General features: G+C 65.2%; 20 protein-coding genes. 11 read left to right on the top strand and 9 right to left on the bottom strand.

Features of this window, described 5'->3' with window-relative positions; translation table 11 throughout:
* Positions 1-139: 139 nt before the first annotated feature.
* The 4 genes from OG716_RS41190 to mobF all read left to right on the top strand — a co-directional run bounded on the left by OG716_RS41190 (position 140) and on the right by mobF (position 9,155).
* Complete coding sequence (locus tag OG716_RS41190; RefSeq protein WP_405135573.1) at positions 140-1,117, top strand: hypothetical protein; 978 nt, start codon at positions 140-142, stop codon at positions 1,115-1,117.
* Between the two features lie 418 nt (positions 1,118-1,535).
* A complete protein-coding gene (locus tag OG716_RS41185) occupies positions 1,536-2,975 on the top strand; it encodes a hypothetical protein (protein ID WP_405135572.1) in 1,440 nt (479 codons plus the stop codon).
* A 98-nt stretch (positions 2,976-3,073) separates the two neighbouring features.
* On the top strand, positions 3,074-3,238 hold the full coding sequence (locus OG716_RS41180) for a hypothetical protein (RefSeq protein ID WP_405135571.1): 165 nt from the start codon (positions 3,074-3,076) through the stop codon (positions 3,236-3,238).
* A 322-nt stretch (positions 3,239-3,560) separates the two neighbouring features.
* Complete coding sequence (mobF, locus tag OG716_RS41175) at positions 3,561-9,155, top strand: MobF family relaxase (protein ID WP_405135570.1); 5,595 nt, start codon at positions 3,561-3,563, stop codon at positions 9,153-9,155.
* Positions 9,156-9,205: 50 nt separating this feature from the next.
* Here mobF and OG716_RS41170 read toward each other — a convergent pair whose 3' ends face one another.
* Entirely contained in the window at positions 9,206-9,349 is a 144-nt protein-coding gene (locus OG716_RS41170) for a hypothetical protein (protein WP_405135569.1), read from the bottom strand.
* Positions 9,350-9,588: 239 nt separating this feature from the next.
* On the opposite strand from OG716_RS41170, the gene OG716_RS41165 reads away from it, so the two are divergent.
* The 4 genes from OG716_RS41165 to OG716_RS41150 all read left to right on the top strand — a co-directional run bounded on the left by OG716_RS41165 (position 9,589) and on the right by OG716_RS41150 (position 13,186).
* Positions 9,589-10,002, top strand: coding sequence for a GIY-YIG nuclease family protein (locus OG716_RS41165; RefSeq protein ID WP_405135568.1), 414 nt, complete (start codon positions 9,589-9,591; stop codon positions 10,000-10,002).
* Entirely contained in the window at positions 9,957-10,241 is a 285-nt protein-coding gene (locus tag OG716_RS41160) for a DUF6009 family protein (protein ID WP_405135567.1), read from the top strand. Before OG716_RS41165 ends, OG716_RS41160 begins: the two co-directional genes overlap by 46 nt.
* Before the next feature lie 281 nt (positions 10,242-10,522).
* Positions 10,523-11,866, top strand: coding sequence for an MFS transporter (locus tag OG716_RS41155; protein WP_405135566.1), 1,344 nt, complete (start codon positions 10,523-10,525; stop codon positions 11,864-11,866).
* Positions 11,867-12,190: 324 nt separating this feature from the next.
* Positions 12,191-13,186: a hypothetical protein gene (locus OG716_RS41150; protein ID WP_405135565.1), complete on the top strand. Its 996-nt coding sequence runs from the start codon at positions 12,191-12,193 to the stop codon at positions 13,184-13,186.
* Positions 13,187-13,327: 141 nt separating this feature from the next.
* On the opposite strand, the gene OG716_RS41145 is transcribed toward OG716_RS41150, so the two are convergent.
* Positions 13,328-13,906, bottom strand: a complete 579-nt coding sequence (locus OG716_RS41145) for an HD domain-containing protein (RefSeq protein ID WP_405135564.1) — start codon at positions 13,904-13,906, stop codon at positions 13,328-13,330.
* A gap of 13 nt (positions 13,907-13,919) precedes the next feature.
* Positions 13,920-15,029, bottom strand: coding sequence for a helix-turn-helix domain-containing protein (locus OG716_RS41140; protein WP_405135563.1), 1,110 nt, complete (start codon positions 15,027-15,029; stop codon positions 13,920-13,922).
* Between the two features lie 235 nt (positions 15,030-15,264).
* Between OG716_RS41140 and OG716_RS41135 the strand changes: the two genes are divergently transcribed.
* Both OG716_RS41135 and OG716_RS41130 read left to right on the top strand, forming a co-directional pair.
* Positions 15,265-15,564 (top strand): hypothetical protein, encoded by a 300-nt coding sequence (locus tag OG716_RS41135; protein WP_405135562.1) that lies wholly within the window; start codon positions 15,265-15,267, stop codon positions 15,562-15,564.
* A gap of 11 nt (positions 15,565-15,575) precedes the next feature.
* A complete protein-coding gene (locus OG716_RS41130; protein ID WP_405135561.1) occupies positions 15,576-15,950 on the top strand; it encodes a DUF6968 family protein in 375 nt (124 codons plus the stop codon).
* A 100-nt stretch (positions 15,951-16,050) separates the two neighbouring features.
* Here the strand turns inward: OG716_RS41130 and OG716_RS41125 are convergent, their stop codons facing one another.
* From OG716_RS41125 to OG716_RS41100, 6 genes are all read right to left on the bottom strand, one after another.
* Positions 16,051-16,452, bottom strand: a complete 402-nt coding sequence (locus tag OG716_RS41125; RefSeq protein ID WP_405135560.1) for a VOC family protein — start codon at positions 16,450-16,452, stop codon at positions 16,051-16,053.
* Between the two features lie 6 nt (positions 16,453-16,458).
* The gene (locus OG716_RS41120) at positions 16,459-16,977 is read right to left on the bottom strand and encodes a PCC domain-containing protein (RefSeq protein ID WP_405135559.1); all 519 of its coding nucleotides are present in this window, start codon (positions 16,975-16,977) and stop codon (positions 16,459-16,461) included.
* A 175-nt stretch (positions 16,978-17,152) separates the two neighbouring features.
* Complete coding sequence (locus OG716_RS41115) at positions 17,153-17,575, bottom strand: NUDIX hydrolase (protein WP_405135558.1); 423 nt, start codon at positions 17,573-17,575, stop codon at positions 17,153-17,155.
* 222 nt (positions 17,576-17,797) lie between these two features.
* Positions 17,798-18,256 carry a deaminase gene (locus tag OG716_RS41110; protein WP_405135557.1) on the bottom strand — a complete coding sequence of 153 codons (459 nt, stop codon included), beginning with the start codon at positions 18,254-18,256 and terminating at the stop codon, positions 17,798-17,800.
* Positions 18,249-18,947 carry a RibD family protein gene (locus OG716_RS41105; protein ID WP_405135556.1) on the bottom strand — a complete coding sequence of 233 codons (699 nt, stop codon included), beginning with the start codon at positions 18,945-18,947 and terminating at the stop codon, positions 18,249-18,251. Before OG716_RS41105 ends, OG716_RS41110 begins: the two co-directional genes overlap by 8 nt.
* Positions 18,944-20,287: a helix-turn-helix domain-containing protein gene (locus OG716_RS41100; protein WP_405135555.1), complete on the bottom strand. Its 1,344-nt coding sequence runs from the start codon at positions 20,285-20,287 to the stop codon at positions 18,944-18,946. Before OG716_RS41100 ends, OG716_RS41105 begins: the two co-directional genes overlap by 4 nt.
* Positions 20,288-20,444: 157 nt before the next feature.
* On the opposite strand from OG716_RS41100, the gene OG716_RS41095 reads away from it, so the two are divergent.
* Positions 20,445-20,624: a hypothetical protein gene (locus OG716_RS41095; protein ID WP_405135554.1), complete on the top strand. Its 180-nt coding sequence runs from the start codon at positions 20,445-20,447 to the stop codon at positions 20,622-20,624.
* The last annotated feature ends 28 nt before the right edge of the window (positions 20,625-20,652 follow it).

Genomic DNA, 20,652 nt, shown 5'->3' with positions numbered 1-20,652 from the left:
TGCACGGCTGCCGCGCTGCGGCGCGTGTGGTGAGCGCGCCCCCTACGATCGCAACAAAGGTCGTGAATTGATCTGTGGCCCATGCGCACAGATGACGAGGCAGTGCGAGCGATGCCAGAGCGAGGGCCCCCACTTCCAGATGACGCGGACGAGCGACGGCGGCTTCGCCTGTGACGAGTGCGCGCGCGACCACTACGAGACTTGTTTTGACTGCTTCCGTGGTGCGCTGTCCCTGCACGACACCGCGGATCTGATTCGTCTGTGCTCGGACTGCCGGCAGCACTACCACAAGTGCGGCGACTGCTCGCAACTGACCGAGCGCTCCCGGACAGTGTGCGGCGACTGCCGCGACCGCCGACGCGATGACCGCGTCCAGTACTGCTCCTACACACCCCCACCGGTTTTTCACGGCGACGGCGATATGTATCTCGGGTTGGAACTCGCGGTGGAAACCGGCCCGTCGAAGTTGCATCGCTGCGTCGACATCGCCGTCGAGAATCTCGGCGACCTCGGGTATCTGCGAGAGAACCGGTCGAGCACCGACGAGGACTACGGTTTCCAACTGGTCACCCACCCCATGACCTACTCGTGGGCGATCGCGAACTTCCCCTGGACCGTGCTGGCGGAACTGCGCGAGACCGGGGCGTTCATCAAGGCCGACGCCGGTACCGGAGTGCGCGTGTCCCGCTCCGGATTCACCGACCCGCAACACTTCTATCGGTGGTTGAAGTTCGTCTACCGCAACGAGTTCCGGGCCGCCCAGCGCACCCGGCGCACCTGCACGTGGACACAATTCGACGCCGATGCCAGCGAGAAGACGGACAACGAGAACCACACGACAAGCGCACGGTTGACACGCCTGTTGTCCGATCCGGTCATCAGCTATCCCGCCCACGTCTACGAAATCCGCATCCCCCTCAGTTCCCTTCACCCCCAACAGGTTCAGACCGTGCTCGCGTTCGTGGCCGCGTCGGTCGACTACACCAGCGAGCTGAACACCGCCGAAATGATTCGACGGTCCGGCAGGACCTGGGCGGGCTTCCTCACCTGGGTACGCTCCCACCGGCTCTACGCACCTCTGCTGGCAGACATACAGACTCTCGGGTTCACATCCTGAGTGTCCGCACACCGGGCCGCACCCCCAGCACAGGACCACCAGCCTCGCCTTCTGTGCCCTGCTCCCCGGGCACTTCCCGTACCGGCCCGATCGGCCGGTACGGGGGTGGGTGCGATGTCCGTCTGGTCCGGACGACCAGCCATCTCGAGGGCTACCGGCCCCGGCCGCGCCACGCCACGAAGCCCGCGCCCGGCGCAACCGAATTCCCGTGCGCATCTTCCTCTGTCAGCGCCCGCCGCGTTGCTCAGCGCACAGCAATTCGGTTCCGCACGCCCTGGCGCGTTCTCCGCCGCGCGTCGCACCCGGCCCCGGTCTCACGCCCTCGGCTGGTCGTCCGGACCAGCCGGCCATCCCGGCTGTCGAGGTTGCTCACGCGCCGGGGTGCTCGCCGACATCACCGTCCAGACAGGAAAAGCTCGTGACCGAAACCAGCGCATTCATCGACGCCATCGCCGCACTCGACATCACCTTCACCACCGACCGGCGCGCCGCACGCCGGGCCTTCCCGCACGCTCTCACCCTCGCCACCGCCGAGGACCACACTTTTCTGGATCGGCTCGTGGACACCTTCACCCTCCACCCGTTCGAGTCGGCCATGAAAATCCTTGCCGCACAGTACGCCGCCGAGCCGGACAACCAGCATCGTTTGGTCGCGCTGGTACCCGACACCGATCCGAAGTTGTTCATCCGCGACCGCGCCGACCGGGTCGCGGACATGCAGGCACGCGCGGCGCGCAACAACACCAGTGTCGAGGAGGAATACTCCGCCCTGCACGTGGCGCTGCCGTCCGCGGAGTTGCCGCGCACACCGATGCGGCAATGGCGCAACCCGCCCGCGCGCACCTACCTCGCTCCCAACCGGGACACCGAACAGTCACGGCGGGCCCCCGAGCAGATCAAGTACCGTACCGCCCAGCGCAGCAAGCGCCGCCCTGTTATCACCGAGCCCGAACTCGTCACCAAATACGTCGCGGAGAACCTCTTCACCGACACGGTCGACAACGAGCTTGCCGACGCCCGCGCCGCGGAGAACCGCGCCCGCGAACGCGGGCTGCTCGCCCGCCCCGAAACCGGTTCGTGGACACCGCGCTTTCCCGGCGACAAGCTACCCCTCGATGCCGAGGAAGCACGCGCGCTGTGGAATCACGCCTACGTCCACTACGTCGCCGAGCAACACCAGCACGCACTCGCCCTCGCCGGGAAGTCCGCGATCAGCGACGACAACGCCCTCACCCACGCCGCCACCCGCACCACGTTGCGCGGCTACACCGACCGGCGCACCGCAATTCCGTTCCAGGGCAACGGCCTGGACTACGACCACGAAGCCATGACCCCGGTGCGCGGATGGCGGTGCGTGTCCTGCTTCATCGAACGCAGCGACACCGACCAGCACCTGATCCACGCCCGCGCTGGCGCGCTCCGCAGCGACGACGGACTGTGCGACATGTGCCGCGCTGATGACCGGCCCGGGCTCCCGCCGCTGCCCGCCGGTTTCACCGCGCGCGATCTCGCCCGCACCTACTTCCGGTTCTTCGCCGATACCTATCCCGACGCCGCGCGGGGCCTGCTGTCGGAGGTGCGTGGGCGTGCGCCGCAGTGGCTGATCACGCTCATCGACGAATTCCTCTACACCGCAGCTCTTCCCGGCTGCGCACCGGCCGACCCGGACCCGCAGCCGCCGTTGGCTCCGGCGCAGCGGCAGCCGCGTCGGCGCGGCCCGGTCCTGGGTGCCGGTCAGCGCACCGGCCGCTGTGATGCGTGCACGCGCATCACCGCCGTCAACACCGACAGCCTCTGCACCCAGTGCCTGGTCTGGATCGGCCTTGACGTGCCCGTCCGCCGCGAGCACGCCGCCTGACCTTCCGCCCGCTTGTTCTCCGGTCCGCCGCGGTGCCCATGCCTGCGGCGGACCGGCCACCACACCCGCGCCGTCCCACATCAGTAAGGAGCTGCCCCATGCTCTCTGTGCCCACGATCGCGAAGTACACCGTCACCTACCTCCTCGTATTCACCGCGTTCTACTGCGTCGCGTATCTCCTCATCCACGTGCTGCCCGTCGATCTGAACCCTCCGATCCAGCTCACGTGTCCCACAAGCAGTCCCGTGCCTCGCGCGATGTAACACGCTGACCGCCTCCAGGTTCGATATCGGCAGGTAAGTAGTCCACTCTGCTTACCTGCCGAACCCCACCATTTCTCACCGTCACTAACTCACCCACCTCCCTCACCGCCCCCACTCCCACAACTTCTCAACTCCACCTCCCCACCTGTTCTTTCTTCTTCTCCCACACCCCAATCCCCCTCCTTCCTCCTATTTGCGCAATTCAGACCTCTTGCATAACGGGACACAATTCGATTACGACCAGGCAAAATCGCCGAACTCGTAATTTCCTTATCAGTTCCGACCCTAGACATGCACTGTTGCACTGGGTTTCGATGGATGTGTGACAGCGACGCTGCACAAAGTGTTGGCCGGCAACGGCTATCTGTATTACCTGCGGCAGGTCGCCGCCGATGATTCCACCGACCGGGGCCCCGGGACACTCGCCGACTACTACTCGGCGCGGGGTGAATCACCCGGTCGGTGGGACGGCAGCGGCCTGTCTTCGCTGGGCTTGGACAGCGGGGACGTCGTCACCGAATCGCAGATGAAGAGCCTGTTCGGGGAAGGACGCCACCCGAACGCCGACGCCATCGAGACCGCGGTCATCGAGCGCGAGATCACCGCCGGCGCCAAGCCCAAAGACGCCCTGCGCGCTGCGGACAGGGCCACCCGGCTGGGGCGTCCGTTCCGGGTGTACCAGGGCGGCAACGAATTCCGGGAGCGCTGCGCAGCCGCGTTCGCCGAGCACAACACCGCCGGTGGCCTGCCCGGATCAGCAGCCATCGACGACGAGATCCGTGCCCGGATCCGCAGCCGCGTCGCCACCACGATGTTCACCGAGATGATCGGGCGGCCGCCTCTGGACGCGCGTGAGTTGTCAGGGTGGGTGGCCCGCAATTCGCGCCCGCACTCGGCGGCAGTCGCCGGATTCGATATCACTTTCAGCCCGGTCAAGAGCGTGTCCGCGCTGTGGGCGATCGCCCCGAAAGCGGTCTCGGACAAGATATCCGCCGCGCACGACAAGGCGATCGATGATGCGGTCACCTGGTTGGAGAAGCATGCGATCTACTCCCGGTTGGGGGCCAACGGGATACGGCAGGTCGATGTCGAGGGGATCATCGCCGCGCGGTTCGTGCACCGCGAATCACGCAGCGGGGACCCCGATCTGCACACGCACCTGTTGATCGCCAACCGGGTCCGCACCCTCGATGGCCGCTGGCTCACACTCGACGCGGCCGTGATCTACCGGCTGATGGTGACCGTCAGCGAGATCTACAACACCCGCTTGGAACACCACCTCGAACACGACCTCGCGGTGTCGTTCAGTGAACGCCCCGGCACCGATCCAGCGAAGCGGCCGATCCGCGAAATCGATGGTGTGCCAGTGGTATTGATCGAGTATTGGTCCCGTCGTGATGCCGCGATCACTGCACGCCTCGGTGTGCTCGCAGCCAAGTTCGAGCGTGAAGTCGGGCGCGAACCGATGCCGAAGGAAATGTTCGCGCTGATGGAGCGCGCCACCCTCGAAACCCGCCCGGCACGGCACCGATCACGCTCGTGGGCCGAACAACGCGCCGACTGGCGCCGGCAAGCCGAAACGGTCCTCGGCTCACCGGAACTGCTGTCGAAGACGGTATCGACCATCCTGTCGCGTCGGCCCGCACCGCGCCGCCGACTCACCTCCACGCAGATCGCGGATATCGGGGGGCGCATTGTGGCGACGGTGTCCGCGGAGCGGGCGAGATGGCAGTGGCATCACGTCCGCGCCGAAGCCGAACGGCAGCTGCGCGGACTATTGAGCCGAGACGAGTGGGCCACCACGGTCGACGCGGTGGTCGCCGAGGCGCTTTCACCACGGCACGCGGTCGCGCGCGGTGATCCGGACCTGGCCCACGAACCCGTCCTCGCCGACGTTCCACCCCTCTACCAACGCACCGACCGCAGCAGCGTTTACACCAGCGCCGGCACCCAGACCTACACCAGCGTGCAACGTTTGGGCACCACGCAACGGTTGATCGAATTGTCGCTGCGCGTCGGCGCCCACACCCTGGCAGCCGACGATGTCGATTCCGCGGTCGGTGCCTACCACCGTGATCCGGCCAATGCCGGGCGGCGGCTCAACGCCGGACAGGTCTCGGTCATCACCGATTTCGCCCGCTCGCCCTGGTTCATCACCACCACCAACGCACCCGCCGGCGCCGGGAAGACCACCGCGATGCGGGTACTGGCCGACGCGTGGCGCACCGACGGCGGCACCGTCCTCGGACTAGCGCCGACCGCCGCCGCTGCGGCGGTGCTCGGTGAAGCGATCGAAGCCCGCACCGAAACCGTCGACAAACTCCTCGACGTCCTGCGTAAACACTCCCCCACTACCGTGGCCACGGACCACGGTGATCGACCGTTTCCGCCGTCGCTGCCGCAGTGGGTGCTCGAGATCGACGCGCGCACACTGGTCATCGTCGATGAGCACGTGCGTCTCGGCGACGACAAACGACTGGTGCTGTTCGAGTTCCTTCTCGACCGCCAAGCGCCGGTGCGGTGCGTCGGCGACGACCATCAGCTGCCCGCGATCGAAGCCAGTGGCTCGGCCGCCGACACCGCTGATGCCGCGCGTGCCTCGACCATGACTCAGGTGGTGCGCTTTGCCTCCACCATCGAAGCCTCCGCCAGTCTCGCACTGCGCGAAGGAGATCCCAGCGCCCTCGGGTTCTACCTCGATCACCAACGCATCCGTTCAGGGTCACCGGCCGCGGTGCGCGAGCAAGCCTATGCCGGATGGATCGCCGACCAGCTCGCCGGCCGTGACACCGTGATGCTGGCGGCCACCAACGACATCGTCACCGCACTCAACGACCAAGCCCGCGCCGACCGCATCGCCCGCAGCGACAACACGATCAGTGTGGAAACCGAACTTGCCGACGGACTGCACGCATCGATCGGCGACATCGTCAGCACCCGCCGCAACAACCCCAGACTGCGCCTGGGACAACATGACTGGGTACGCAACGGCTACCGGTGGACCGTCACCGATGTTCATCCCGACGGCGCTCTCACCGTCACCCATCTGCGTTCCGGCCGCCGCACCGGTGAGACCACGGTGCTGCCCGCCGACTACGTGCGCGAACATGTACGGCTCGGATACGCGATGACCATCGACTCCGCGCAAGGAATCACCGCCGACACCTGCCACGTCGTGCTCACCGGCACCGAATCGCGCAACCAGCTCTACGTCGCCCTCACCCGCGGCGCCACCACCAACACCGTCTACGTCACCACCGCCATCGATGGGAGCGAAGCGTCCTTCTGGACCGAACCCGGCCTGTTTCCCCGGACCGCCATCGAAGTTCTGCAGCGAATCCTGGCCCGCGACAACACCAACGCGTCCGCACACACCGAGCTGCGTGACGCACTCGACCCGCACCAACGTCTCGGCCACGCCATCGATGCCTACCACGACGCGCTCACACTCGCCGCCGAGGACGCACTCGGCACCGAGCGACTGACCGCCCTCGACGCCCACGCCGAACACCTATGGCCGGGACTCACCGACGCCCCCGCCTACCCGGCGCTGCGCGAAGTCCTCTCGCTCATCGCGTTATCCGGGCGCAACCCTCACGAAGCGCTCGCTTCTGCGCTCGCTTCGCGGGAGTTGGGCACCGCCGCCGATCCTGCCGCCGTGCTGCACTGGCGCCTCGACACCAGCTATGCCTATCCTCGCGAGAGTCAACCGCTTTCCTGGGTGCGGGGGCTGCCGCGGAATCTGCCAGGGGACCTAGTAGCCGAGCATCTGCGCGCCCGGGCACACCTGATTTCCCATCTCGCGGACCAGATCCGCGCCGATACCCCGGGCTGGACAGCGACGACGGCACCGGTGTGGGCGAGACCATTGCTCGGCAACGACGCACTACTGGGTGAGCTCGCCGTCTGGCGGGCAAGCCGCCACACCATCGACACAGACCTACGGCCCACGGGCCCAACCGGTTTCACCGCCCGCGAGCACGACCATCAACGGCTACTCGATGCGCGGGTCACCGACATACTCGGCGACCTTCACACCGCGATCGACATGTGGTCACCGCTAGCCAAACGCCTCGACGCGCGCGTTCTCGACGACCCGTGGTGGCCGCAACTGGCCGACAAACTCGACGCCGCCGCCCGCACCGGGCTCGACATCGACACGCTACTCACCCACGCCGCAAACCCGCGGCCTCTGCCCGACGAGATGCCCGCTGCCGCACTCTGGTTCCGGCTCGGACTCGACCCTTCCGCCCTGCAGACCGCGACCGACGCCACCCATCTACGGCCCGACTGGACACCTCACCTTCACGATGTGCTCGGCGACAACCTCACCGACACCGTCCTTGCCAGCCCCGCCTGGCCGCGCCTGGTCGCCGCGGTCGACCACGGCACCACCGAAGGGTGGGATCCACGCGAGTTGCTCACCACCGCCCAGGAACTGCTCGCCGCTGCCGTGCACGAGGACCCGGGACCGCGACCGGACCAGTACGCCACCGCACTCGCCTGGCGCATCGAAGCCCTCCTGAACCCGGTCACCCCATCACCGGTCAGCGCGACAGAACGTGACGAAAGCCGCACCACAGAAACAGATTCGGACGACACCATGCCCCAACACGACGACGGCACCGCACCCTCGAGGCCCGAGGAACAACGTCCAGCCGACTCACACGACCATCCTCGCGACACCGATCACGACGATGCGATCACCGCTGAGCTTCGCGTCGTCACCGCCCTGTTCCACGCCGGGCGCATCGCCGAGGCCAAGGACGCACTCATCGCCGCGTCCCGCACCGCCACCGACACCGAACTCGATGTGCTCCAACGGGTCGCGACCACGCTCTACCAAAACAGCTTCCCCGTCGCCAAAGCTCGCCTGCGGTGGGCCGCCGAACAGTTTCCCCAGCACCGCGCGCTCATCGAAGCCGCAACACCCGCCACCGACCCGCACACCTACAACCCTGGCTTCGGGGTCCCACTCTCGCGCACCGTCGCCGGCACCGAGCACGCCGCCCGCGACCACGAACCCCGCATCGATGACAACTCGCCGCGCGTACGGCCCACCGCCGCCGACATCGCCGCGGCCCGTGGCACCGCCGAATATCTCGACACACGCGCCGATATCGATGCCGCACCACGTCATCTGCCATTGCCCGAAGGTGCACCCCACCGCTACTACAACCCGAAACCCCACGACCCTCGCCCGACCCAGCAACCCCTGGACTACGACCTCGCCGCAGTACCCGACAGCCGCGGATTCGGCTGCGTGCACTGCGGTCTCGAGCGGGCCGTCCTCGACGCCACCCCACCCCCGGGCCGCCGCGGCGACGACGGGTTGTGCGGCGAGTGCCGCGACAACGACGCCCACGCGATCCCCGACCACGAACCACGCGACCATATTGCGGCCCGGTGCGCACACATTGTCGCCGTCTACCCCACCTCTGCGGCGTTGACGATGCTGCGCCGCGACTGGTACAGCGCGCCCACCGCCGACCTGCGCGCTCAGATCGAAACCTGGGTCACCCAACACCTCACCGATGCCATCACCCCTTCGAGTCCCACCGCCCTGGATCCCGCCACCGCAAATCCGCTCCGCGTGCTTGCCGACGCCGAACTGGCTCAGCGCATCGAGGACATCACCCTCCGCCTCGCACTCGCCGATACCGAGGCGCTGCTCTACGGGCCCGCCCAACTCCAACCCGACACTTCTTCGAGCCCCGACAACGACTGGCTGATCGATGAACTGGACGAACTACAACACGAACAGCAACGGCGATCCCACCTCACCGCCGACGAAACAGAAGCAGAACAGCATCTCCGCCCAGACGCCGACAGCATCGAATCCCAATTCCCCGCACGCAATATCGGCCCCGAAACTCTCGACCGCACGGATACCACAGGCCCCGGAGCCGATCTGTGACAGCCAGTCTCGCCCGCGCTACATGGGCTTGCATCCGAGCGTCGCTCCAGCTAGCCGAAGTCCCCGCTGGCGAGCCATATTCCGTAGCAGCGCAACAGATCAGAGATCCGCTGCTGGGATGCTTGCACCTCCGGATCATCCGGATCAACACCTTCATCAAGAAGCGCCTGACGCTCATCCTCATCGAAATCCACACCAGGTTGGACGACTAAATGCCCACCGCGGTTCCATGGAAAAGGGCTGAGCGCGTGCGAGAGTCGTAGAGAACCAGGCGGCTTCACTCTCGACGGCCGGTTCGATCCCAAAGGGTCAGTCCACTCTTCAAGCCTCCAGCAGGCTCATCGAGCCACGACAGCGAAGTCAGTCGGTTCTTACGTCGAAAACCGGGTCATACCGGAACGGAATGTCGGGGGGCTGCAAGTACATTCGCTACATGAAGCAGGCAACACCTGGTGCGGTCTACGTCTTCGGCAACATCAGCACGCCCCGCCAGGTCAAAATCGGGACGACCGCAGGGTCTGTACTAGCGCGTAATCGTGCGCTGTCCCGCACTTCGGCGGTCGCCACACCGTTCAGGGTGCTCTTCTACTACGAGGTGGACGATGCCGTGTTTGGAGAGCTTCTTATTCATCGGTCGCTGGCTGGTCGGCGGGTTCGTCGGCGCCGAGAGTTCTTCTGGGTCGGCAAGGATGAGCTGAGCGATCTGCAGGATCTGATGACTATCATGCTGACGTCCGTAGCTGCTGATCCACAGCCCAAGACGGTTCACCGAGATGATCTGAGCAGCGAGGAATCGATTGTGTGGCTCGAGGATCCGAGTTCGCTTCCTTACGTTCAGAATCAGTGATCCACCACGTTCATCGGAAGTCGAGACCGCGCTGGATGCCAGGCCGGATGATCGGCTACACCACGCAAGGCAGCGCCCCGAGTTCTGAGGATGGCAGGTTTACGCGCCGCATCTTCTGGCTCAAGCCCTACGACCGGAGTGAGGACCCACGCGGTCCGTACTGCGGCGACAGCGCACCGACCGAAGCAGTGGACCCCGCATCGATCGTTCGCGGCAAGCGTGGAACACGTCTTAGCTGACGCAACCTCCCTCCGGATCCCGCAGGCCGCCATTGTGTTGCCACCCATCAGAACGGAGAGGTCACTTGGCTCCCGAACACGAACTGGCTGGCGAACGCTGCGTTTGATGCGCAGTGATCTGATGCCGTTGGGGTCGCGTTCCGAAGTGGAACAGCCGCGAGGAAGCGCGTGAAGTCCACCGCGACCGCTATACCCACCCCCATGGTCAGCGGCAATCACCGCAGCATCGCGTAATCGGCTGTCGTGCAGACTTCGGGACTGGCGAAAAGTCACGGGAGGATGTGCAGACCCGGGTGAGCGAAACTCACCCACCCGCAGTGGCGCGCCGACACCTGATCGGTGAGCACTTAGGGTCCTTCGCTGTGCCGTTGCTGCCTTCATTCACGCCGCTGCGTCACCGGCCAGTACTGGCAATCTGGCTCGCTCAGCTGTTATCAGTGACCGGCGACCGATTCTTCGCCCTGGCAGTGATGTGGCTGGCGCTGCAACGTTCTGGCCCGATGACCATGGGCTTGGTGGCCATCGCGGAATCGGTGCCGTACATCGCGATAGGCGCGGTCGGTCACCCGATCGTAAGCCGATTCGTCTCGTTCCGGAGGCTGGCCGGAGTCGACGCGGTGCGTGCGGGGTTGACGGTGCTGCTGCCGTTCGCGTGGATGGAGGCCGGGACGCCGGCCATGCTCGCGGTGGTTGCTGCGCTCGGAGTGCTGGGCGCGGTGTTCGACCCTGCGCTCTCGGCGCTGGTACCCGAGCTCGTCGACGAGCCACAGCGGCCGGTGCTGGTGGCGTTGATGGACCTCACCGCACGCCTGGCCCGGATCGGCGGGCCCGCACTGGTGGGCGTGCTGCTAGCCGTCGCGCCGATGACAGCGTTGTTCGTCGCGGACGCGGCCACGTTCGCGGTGTCCACGGTGGCGCTGGCGCTGTTGGGACGCACAGTGCTTGTCGTACGTGCCCAGACCACGAGCGGCCCGCCGGAGCCAGCGCCCTCGCGCCCGCGTGCACGGCTGCTGTTGCGCGAGAATCCAGCGTTGTCGGTCGCTTTCGTGGTGCAGGGTGCGGGGTTTTTCCTGAACGCGTTGCCGGGCATCGGATTACCGGTGCTGCTGGCACACCAGTTGGGTGCAGGGCCAGCACTGTACGGCGCGGTCATGACCGCGACCGGAATCGCCGCGCTGGCGGGGAATCTCGTGACCTCGCGCCTGCCCAGTGGTCGGTTCCCGACCCGTTTCTGCGCGGCCTGGACGGCCGTGGGAATCTTGCAAATGGCGACCGGCGCAGCGGGTTCGGTCGCCGGGGTGGTGGTGTGCGCGACGCTGACCGGGCTGGCCAATCCCGTGGTCGGCATCAGCATGGGCACACACCTGGCGGGCTTCGCGCCCGCGGCACGGCTACGCCTGCTGGCGATCAATCATCTGGTCATGCGGGGGGCCGGGACAGTGGGCATGGCGGTGATCCCCTCGCTACTCGGCACCCATCCCGCACGCGGATTCGTGCTCGGTGGCGCGGCGCTGACGCTCGTCGCCGGGACCGGCGCAGTGCTGGCCCCAGCGAGTACACGCCGCATGTGGGTGCGGGTCGCGGAGCGCCCGGGCACGAACGTCTCCACCACCACACGCTCCTGACTATTTGCGGCGTACCAGCTTAGGCGGCCGGCGCATCGAGCGGGAAGTGCGAGACGGGTGACCTCGTCCAGCGGGAGCCCGATCAGCTCGCAGGCGTGCGCGTGCATGGCCCCGCAGTATGCCTCGCGCCGGTCTTTGTGGAACTTCTTCGAGCGAGACCGAGCCGACTCGACACAGACCACCGCACTGACGATTCCGGTATGGCCGTTGGTCGGTTCAGCTTTGCCGGCCGATCCGGCACAGCCAGCGTGCGGCATTGCACGACTCCAGGACACTTCGACCGGATGCCGAGTTTGGCCAGGCGTCGTCGGCGAGGATTGGGGGATGAGTACTGGTGGGCGTGTGATGCTCGATACCAACCTGTGGTCATCAATCGGTGATGATCACGCATCGCAGCGTTTCGATGTCTTCGTCCAGGCACGATCGCTGGAAGTTCTCACTCCGCCAAGCACTCTCATGGAAGTGTGCCGGCATCCCGTGCCAGAGGTGAGGCAGCGCATCATCAGCGCACTCGCACGCTATCCACGCGGTCGGCTACCGACCGAAGCTCAGCTGGAATCCGCGGAGGTCGTCGCGGAAGCGCGCAGACTGCGACCGCAGTGGTTACTCTCCATGCCCGATACCGCCAAGGTCGCCTCGCTGAACGCCTTTTGGACCAAGCGGGTATGGCGGATGGCGCAACAGGACGCTCAACGCATCCACGACTATCAAGCCACCAATGCCCAACCGCTGATAGCAAGCGAGGTGTTGCGCCAGAAGCACAACCGCAGATCGTTGCTTCGCGGCAAGTTCAACCTCAGCCCCCTCACTGCGCTGATGGAGAAGGCGACACCCGAGCGCGCCGCGACGCGCGCGCCGGGCTGGAACGGTGAACCAGTGGAGGCATGGCGGACGAACTCACGCGAAATCTTTTGGTACGCACTGGTATCGGCGACCGACTGGTCTCCGTTCACCGGTGAGGACAGGACCTTCGCCGACTGGGTGGGTGCCTACCTCGACGTGGCCGCCATACGAACGGATCCTGCTGATTTCACACGTTTCTGGCTGGAAGACGTAGAGATCAAGGCAGTACGACGGCAATGGGTCCGCTGGGCGGTCCAGATCGTACAGAACGACCGCAAAGTGACGCCGGGCAATCCAGCCGACGAACAGCACAGCTCCTACCTGGTCGACTGCGACCTGTTCCTCTCCGCTGACGCCACCTTGATTTCGATTCTCGAAACCGTTGGTGAAGATGCGCCGTTCCCGTTCGCCAAACCTGTACTGGTCTCCGGGGATCGAAGTGTCCCGATCATGGAGCGTCTAGCGGCCGCACTCTGAATAACCAGTCAGCGACAAGGCCGTCGGATCAGATGTCACCGGCGCGTTCGCAGATCTACGGTGCAAGCACCTCGTACTGCACTTCGACTCTCGCATGCGGTTCCGTGGACGAGCATTTCGCGCGGTGACCGGCTAGATCAGCTACTGACGCCATTTCAGGGGCGAGGTGGTCAGGGCGGCATCGGCGATCCGGATGGCGCTGGTGGTCTTGAGTTTGCTATAGGAATCGTCGATCCATTCCTGCATCAAGCCGTTGCCGGCCGCGCGGTATTCGAGTGCCTGGAACAGGCATTCGAGCCGGTCGGCGTCGCGCGCGCAGACCGCTTCGACGGTCGCTTGGGCTTCGAATTCGGAGACGGTGTCGTGCAACAAATTTCGCAGCAGCTCGGGCATGTGGGCGACCTGGGCGGCGGTGACGGCGACATGGTCGACCGAGGGCAGGAATGGCTTGGCAGCCTTGTTCAGGTCTCGGGTGCGCACCTCCTGCGAGTCATGCCAGACCGCCATATGCGAAGCCTTGGCCGGATCGCCGCCTTCCAACGCCGCGATCAACGCCGCGAGCTGGGCGGTGCGGCAGGTGTGATCGGCCACCGATTCGGGGTTGGCGACGAGGGCGTCGTTCCAGCCCTTGCGTGATTCGCGTTTGAGACCACCCAGCTCGTACGCGAAGGCGGCGATCTCGGCGGCAGCCTCGGGGTCGAGCTGGTGTGCGTCCGTCATTCCGTCCTCCGCGTCATTGGCGTGCCAGGCGTAGTGCGTAGGCCACGTTAGCCAGATCTCGTCGGGCTTGCGGCATTAACTCACAGTCCCCGCTCATCTGCTCGACCACCGTGGAGAGTGTCCGCCGCAGTGTGGGATCGGCTGCGAGCAGGTGCGGGTGGCTTGCGATCAGGTCGGCGAGTGTGCGGGTGTAGAGGTCTGCCTGCTCGGCGCCCGGCCGCAGCCGGTTGACCAGATGCCGCAGCAGCTGCTGCCCGGACCACTGCCTGGGCGCGACGTGGATCATCGCGTAGTCGTCGGTCACCGGCGCCGGCCCGAGTTCACCGACCCAGTACGCGTAGTAGGTGAGGTTGGTGATTTCCTGGGTGTCGTCGTCGTGCGCGCGAGTCAGGTAGGCACACAGCGGTTCTCGATCGCCGGTTGCTGCCAGCGCGATCGCCGACGAGCGGACCCGCAACCAGCCTGGTGCGCCGTCGTTGTTCGCGCAACGCACCGCGCGACCGAGTTCGTCAGTCAACCAGTCCGCGGAATCGGCGCGGGCGTCGTTTCCGAGCAAGTAGACCGCTTGACGGCGCAACAGGGCATCGGCGGGCCCGCGGCATCGGTCTGCCAGTAGCAGCAGATTGTCGAAGAAACGTCGTCGATCATCGGCGGGGAATGGTGGGCGGTCGGGGCGTGGGCCGCGACCCCGGCGTCCGATCAGATCGACGAGCTGCAGTGGTGGACGTCCGGTGATCGGCCAGGTGATCAGGTTCGCGAGCGTGCGTTGGTGCACGCCGGCGGCGAGGGGATGCGTGTCGGTATCGATCAGGTCGAGGGCGAGTGTGTCACCGATGATGATGTCGGCCTCGAGTGCCTCGATGAGCAGCGCGCAGGCGTCCGGTCGCGCCCCGTGGCGGGTGAGCAACATTCGGATGCGGGTCAGGTCCCCGGCGCGCAGTGCGGCCAACGGCCGGCGGCCACTCTCCCACCCGTAGACAGTGCTCGGATCCACACCGAGAAGTTCGGCGAACTCGTTCTGGGTGAGTCGAGCTGATTCGCGCAGCAGCTTCAGCAGGAACCCGGACACCGCGCCGAAGCGCGAACCCTGACTCGCAGACAGTGTTTCGACGGGGGTGCCCATGGGCTGTCCTCTGCGTTCACGCCCTGGCGTCGATGTAACTCGTACTCCAGGTCAGTTCAGCATCCGGCCAGGTCAGCATACCTTTGTGGATGCACCCGAACAGTGGATCGGCGGAATTGACTCGAACGCCCGACGTGGCGGATCCCGTTGTCACAGAGAACGTTTCACGCGGCACTGCCCAGCTGCGGCACCGTCGTTGCCGGGGTTCCACGCCGCCGACCTCGGGTGACCTCGATTGATCGAAAGGGACAATGCCATGCGTCGCAAACTAATTCGTCTCGCTGTGCTCGTGGTGACCGGCTTATCGGCAGCTGTGCTGACGATCGGGTCGGCGTCGGCGGTTACGCCCGAGCAGTGCGAAAAGGAATCCACGGGCAAGGTCGTCGGCCACCTGGACCCTCACGATTCGAGCAAGGCGATCTGTACCTGCGCGGGCGGGTTCTACGACGGCCAGGAAGTGTACGGCGCAACGATCCTGTTCATCGGCCAGTATCCGTATCCGGTTACCTGCGTGGGTTTGGAAGTCGGGGCCTAGGCTGGTTGTCCATGACCGCCACTTCAGCGACGCCGCCTGCGCTGGGCGAGCCGATTGCGACTCGGGTTCTCGACGATCAGTCGGGCCGGGGTCCGGTGACGGTCGAGATCGGTCGACCACAGCCGTGGTACTGGGAGGAAGCTGACCGCTCGGTGTACGCCTGTCCGTACCGGATCAGTGGCGGCGCACCCGATGACCCCGGTGGCGGTGACAGCTACGCCAAGGGCATCGACGAGATGGACGCGCTCACACTGGCCGTCCACGCAATCGAGTCGGTCCTCTATCTGTGGAACGAGCGCCTGGGACGTCAGCTCCGATGGACTGCCGGGCATGGCTCTTGGCGGCTTTCCTACCCTTCACCCGAGCCCAGCGATCGCGCGAGGTGACAGAACCCCGGCAATGCTGGCCCCTTGCAGAGGGTCCGGTGCGGGTGTTCGATCGCATCGATTTCCCCCGCCGCGAGAGCAAAGTCCGAGGTTGTTCGTCTCAGTCCCATTCAGGCCGCTGGGCCAGCAGGTCGGGGAATTCGGTTTGCAGGACACAGAATTCGTTCCCCCAGGGATCGCGCAGCACCCAGAAGTCGTAACCACGTTCGCGCTGATGATCCCAGCGCACAGCACCGAGCGATTCGAGGCGACGGACCTCGGCTTCTACGTCGTCGGCCTCGATGTCGAGATGCATCCGCTCCTTGCTCGATTTGAGATCGGTGGTCGCTTGCAGCAGCACCCGTATCTCGTTGTCCGGCAACCGCAAGCGTCGGTAGACATGGCGGCTCGACGGATTGACCGGCTCTTCGGCCGCGCCGAGAACCGCACTCCAGAACCTGGTCGCCTCGTCCAGGTCGGTGACGTCGATGACGAAGTGACACAGTCGACTACGGTGACCCATGGCCGATCATGCCTGGGCGAGCGGGATCACGTACGCGCGAGCGAACCAGGTTCCGATGATGGCCGAGTGCACATGGCCTGCGACGGCACGGTCGCCTTGGATGGCGAAGGTGGCGTGCACATGGGCCTTGCCGTCGCGGATTTCTCCAGCGCCGTGCATCTCGCCCGGAATGCGATAGGTCGACACGATGTCCGTGGTCGCGTCGTCGGCGGCCATTGTCGAGACTGTGAACTCGTCAACTCCCCCGATCAGCGACACAATGGCTCCGTGTTGGACTCCGGCGGAATTCGCTTGCCGTTCAATGGACTCGACGATCTCACCTGACTCGATCGCGAACATCAGCATGGCGGGCACGCTAGCACCGCGACCGAGCAACCGTGGCCGTCTTCGACCGAGTTCGCGCTCGACCTCTCGCCTCACGCGTGGACGTTTCAACTCGGCGAGGCAGTCGAGACAATCGAGCAGGTCCCGCACCCGCATCAGCATGGTGCGGATCGAGCGCGGTGAGGACAGCGCCTGTTCCACGGCGGCGACCCCGAATACTATGGCGACTTCAGGTAGGCGGTTAGCACGCGCGAGATATCCGAGTCTCTGATTGCCTTGATTTCCCATCGTCTTCGAAGCGGCAGGAAGAAGAACGACATCGCATCGGTCTTGCGGATAGAGACGATCCCGTCGGGACGAGGGGATCGTCTCTACATCAGGGTCTGTGATCAGTGGCGCGTTGAGAAGTGAACCAGCGGCCGAGTATCTCGTTGTCGGCGTACGCCAAGGGCTTCAATGCATCGTTTTCGCTGAACCACTGTAGCCCTTGGCCTTCGGTGAGGGTCAGTGTGCTGATGTCGAGATCACCAACGCGTGCCAGGTAGGTGTGCTCGATGCCGAAACTGCAATCGCGGGTGGCGTAGTGATCGACCTGTGCCGGGTCGAGCACTACGCCGATCTCTTCCTCGATCTCCCTCACGATGCATTCGGCGGGTGTCTCGCCAGCTTCCAGCATGCCGCCGAGCAGTGACCACATGTTCGGGAACGGGATGTGCGGGAAGTCATCGCGCAGGTACATCAGCACCTGCTGGCGGTCGTTGACGAGCAGGATCTGGGTGCCCTCTGTAGCCGTGGTCATCCGGTTCGGTGGTCCTTTCCGATTCGGTGTCAGCGGGGAAGTCCAGGTCGGGGCGATGCATGTTCGCGTCGGAGATACGGCTGGATACGCCGGGCGGGGAAGTGAATGCCGCTGCAGATGCCTTCGGCTCGAAGTGCAGCGACGAATCGAGCTTGTCGCAGAGGGTGAAGCTGTTCGAGATGTTCAGCGCCGCAGCGTTGCACAGCGCCGGCCGAGTATGACCTAGGACAGATTGAGGTGCCGGTTCATCGACATCGCAGCCTCGGCAAGCTCGGGCAGCTCGATCACCTTCACACCGTTCTCTCGGAGCTTCTCGACACCGATGCAGTCCTCCACGAACGTGCTCGGCTCGCGCCACGCGATCACCACGACCGGAATACCCGCCTGCAGGACGCGGTCTGTGCACGGCACCCGGGTTTTCGTGGATCGCTCCGAGCACGGTTCGAGCGTGCTATAGATCGTGGCACCCGTAAGCCTGGAATCGTCGGGAGCCAGCTTGTCGAGGGCGGACTCTTCGGCATGAATCTTCGGATCGGTCTCGCGGGAGTACCCGGTCGAGATCTCTTGACCGTCCGCTGACACGATCACCGCACCCACGGAGAAAGCGCCTTCAACGACAGGGCACTCGCGGGCGAGGTCGATCGCCCTGTTCATCCAGTACTTGTGGTCCAGCTCAGTCACTGGAGCTCTCCTTCGATGGTTGGTAGCGCAACAAAGCAACATCCCCGATGCTGGTTACCTCCAGCAGACGCATCCTGTGTGTGGATCCGCCGGGGAAGGTCGCAGGATTGAGAAAGCGTGGTGCCGCTGAATCGCCGACCAGTGTCGGCCCGATCGCGATCTGTAACTCATCAACGAGGCCCGCAGCAAGAAATTCCGTGAGGATTTGACTGCCGCCTTCGACCATCAGGCAGCCGACTGCGCGGGCGCCGAGATCATCTAGCACGGCACCGAAATCCACTGTCTCGCCGAGCGATACGACCTCGGCGAGGTCACCGAGCAGTGTAGACGCCTTTTTCGCTCCGTCGTCGGTCGTATAGATGACGGGCGGCTGCTCACTCGTGCCGTGGTGCCAGAAGTTCGAGGCGGGGTCGAGGCTTCCGCTCGCGGTAACTGTGATTTTCAATGGCGTCGATGGCCGACCCGAGGCGGTGCGTTGCGCTTGCCGGACTTCGCTTTTCACAATCAGCCGCGGATTGTCGCTGCGGATCGTGCCGGCCCCGATGAGAATCGCGTCCGATTCGGCCCGGACTTGGTCGACACGATCGAAGTCTGCCGCATTCGAGAGCAACAACCGCTCAGCGCTGGCATCGTCGATGTAGCCGTCGATACTGACTGCGACCGACAGCAGCACGAACGGGCGAGTGCTCACGCGAGAACCGTCCAACGTCGACCGGCGTCGCGGAATGCCGCAACCTCACCGTGGCAGCTCGAATCGAGCAACCCATCGAGTTTTCGCACGTTGTGCAGAATCCGCTCCGAACCGGTGCTGACACCGACTTGCATTGCCGCGATCCCGAACTTCGCGGCTGGCTCCACATCACCAGCCTTCGCGTGGGCGATTGCCTGACGTGCGATATACACCGCCTGGTCTCTCGTATAGCCCGAGCGTATGTCGAGGATCGCTGCATCGAACTGTGCCATCGCACTCTCGTAGTCTCCGAGCGCGACCCGTCCGTGGGCCTGGTGGACGTCGATATAGGCGTGATCGAGGAAGAACCCCCACGACGGATCGACGTCAGCATCATCAGCGAGTTCCCTGGCTCGGTCGAAAGATGCTTCACTGGCGCCCCGATCGCCGATCAGTGCCGAACCATGCCCAGCGAATGTGGCAGCGACGGCAGCAAACCGGGTGCCCGCAGGCGCCGCGCGCTCGGCCGCCTCGGCCAGCTCGAGCGCTTCAGCTCCGTCGCCCTGGTCGGCCGCGATATGCGCTTTCCTGATCAGCGTGGCCGCGATCGAGTAGTCGTCACCGAGCTGATGGGACCAGGTCAATGCGCGGTCGGTCCAATGCTGGGCTCGATCCCAAGCATGACCGTCTTGGTGCAGCCACGCCGCGAGCTCGGCGTACAGGATCCGCATACGTTGCATCCCAACAGGATCGCCGATACCGGCACGGCGGAGCTGACCCATCCTGTCGATGCTCTGTTCGATCAACGACGTCACCGAACTCGCCCCGTGCAGATTGTCGCTCTCGATCAGAGCCAAACGCAGTTTGTGGAAGTGCTCGACCTGGTCGATCTCGGGCGTGGTTGCCAGCGCGGCGGTGGGCAGGACTCCGACAGCTGCGGCCAGCCCGCCCAACCCGATTCCGGCGACGATGGTGCGGCGGGGGAGTGACACGAGAACAACCTCTCCATCGGCGGTCCGGGCAGGCACCCAGACATGGTCAACGTCTTCGACACTTCGCGCGGTCCGCAAGAACTCGCCGGTGCCGTTAGCCAGCGTAACCGGCTTCGGGGAAACGAGATCGGGTACGGATCGGTGGCCAGACGCCAGCTCGAACCGAGCAACCTGCACAGGGGTAGCCCTGGCCAGAAGGTCGTCCAGCAGTCGCAGGCTTGCCGCCCGCGGATGCTTGGTCTGCCCTGTCTCCCAAGCCGTTACGGACCGCGCGCCCATACCTATGCATAGGCCGAACTCGCGGGGGCTCAGTTTCAAAGCTTGCCGCAGCGCTTGAATCTCGAGCGGTGTCCAAGCGATCTCAACCATAAATCGGCTCCCCTGCACATGGTCGATGTGCAGGGAAAATTACTCACTTTTACCCGCTTCTGTACTGGAACTGCTCAATCTGCAACGCGCACCCTTGGTCTACTCCCGGCGCAGCCGGACGCCGGGCATTGACGATGTAGATCTGAGGAGGCGAGCGATGCGGACGCTGGAATTGTCGTTATGCGAAGAGGCCCAACGTGATTGCGCGAGCGATCCGGGCGGGTTCGCCACCTGGCGTGAGGCGTACACGGCGTTGTGGCAGCACGACGCACACGGGTGCCCGCGCTACCTAGCCGCCCACGCCTACGTCTCCGACTCCGATTCCTTGGACGACTGAGCGCGCGGCGGCCGGGCGAGGTGAGGGA

This window comes from Nocardia sp. NBC_01388 (assembly GCF_045040085.1).
GTDB lineage: Bacteria > Actinomycetota > Actinomycetes > Mycobacteriales > Mycobacteriaceae > Nocardia.
Note: the sequence above shows the minus strand (reverse complement) of the source record. Positions and strands in the feature narration are given on the sequence as shown.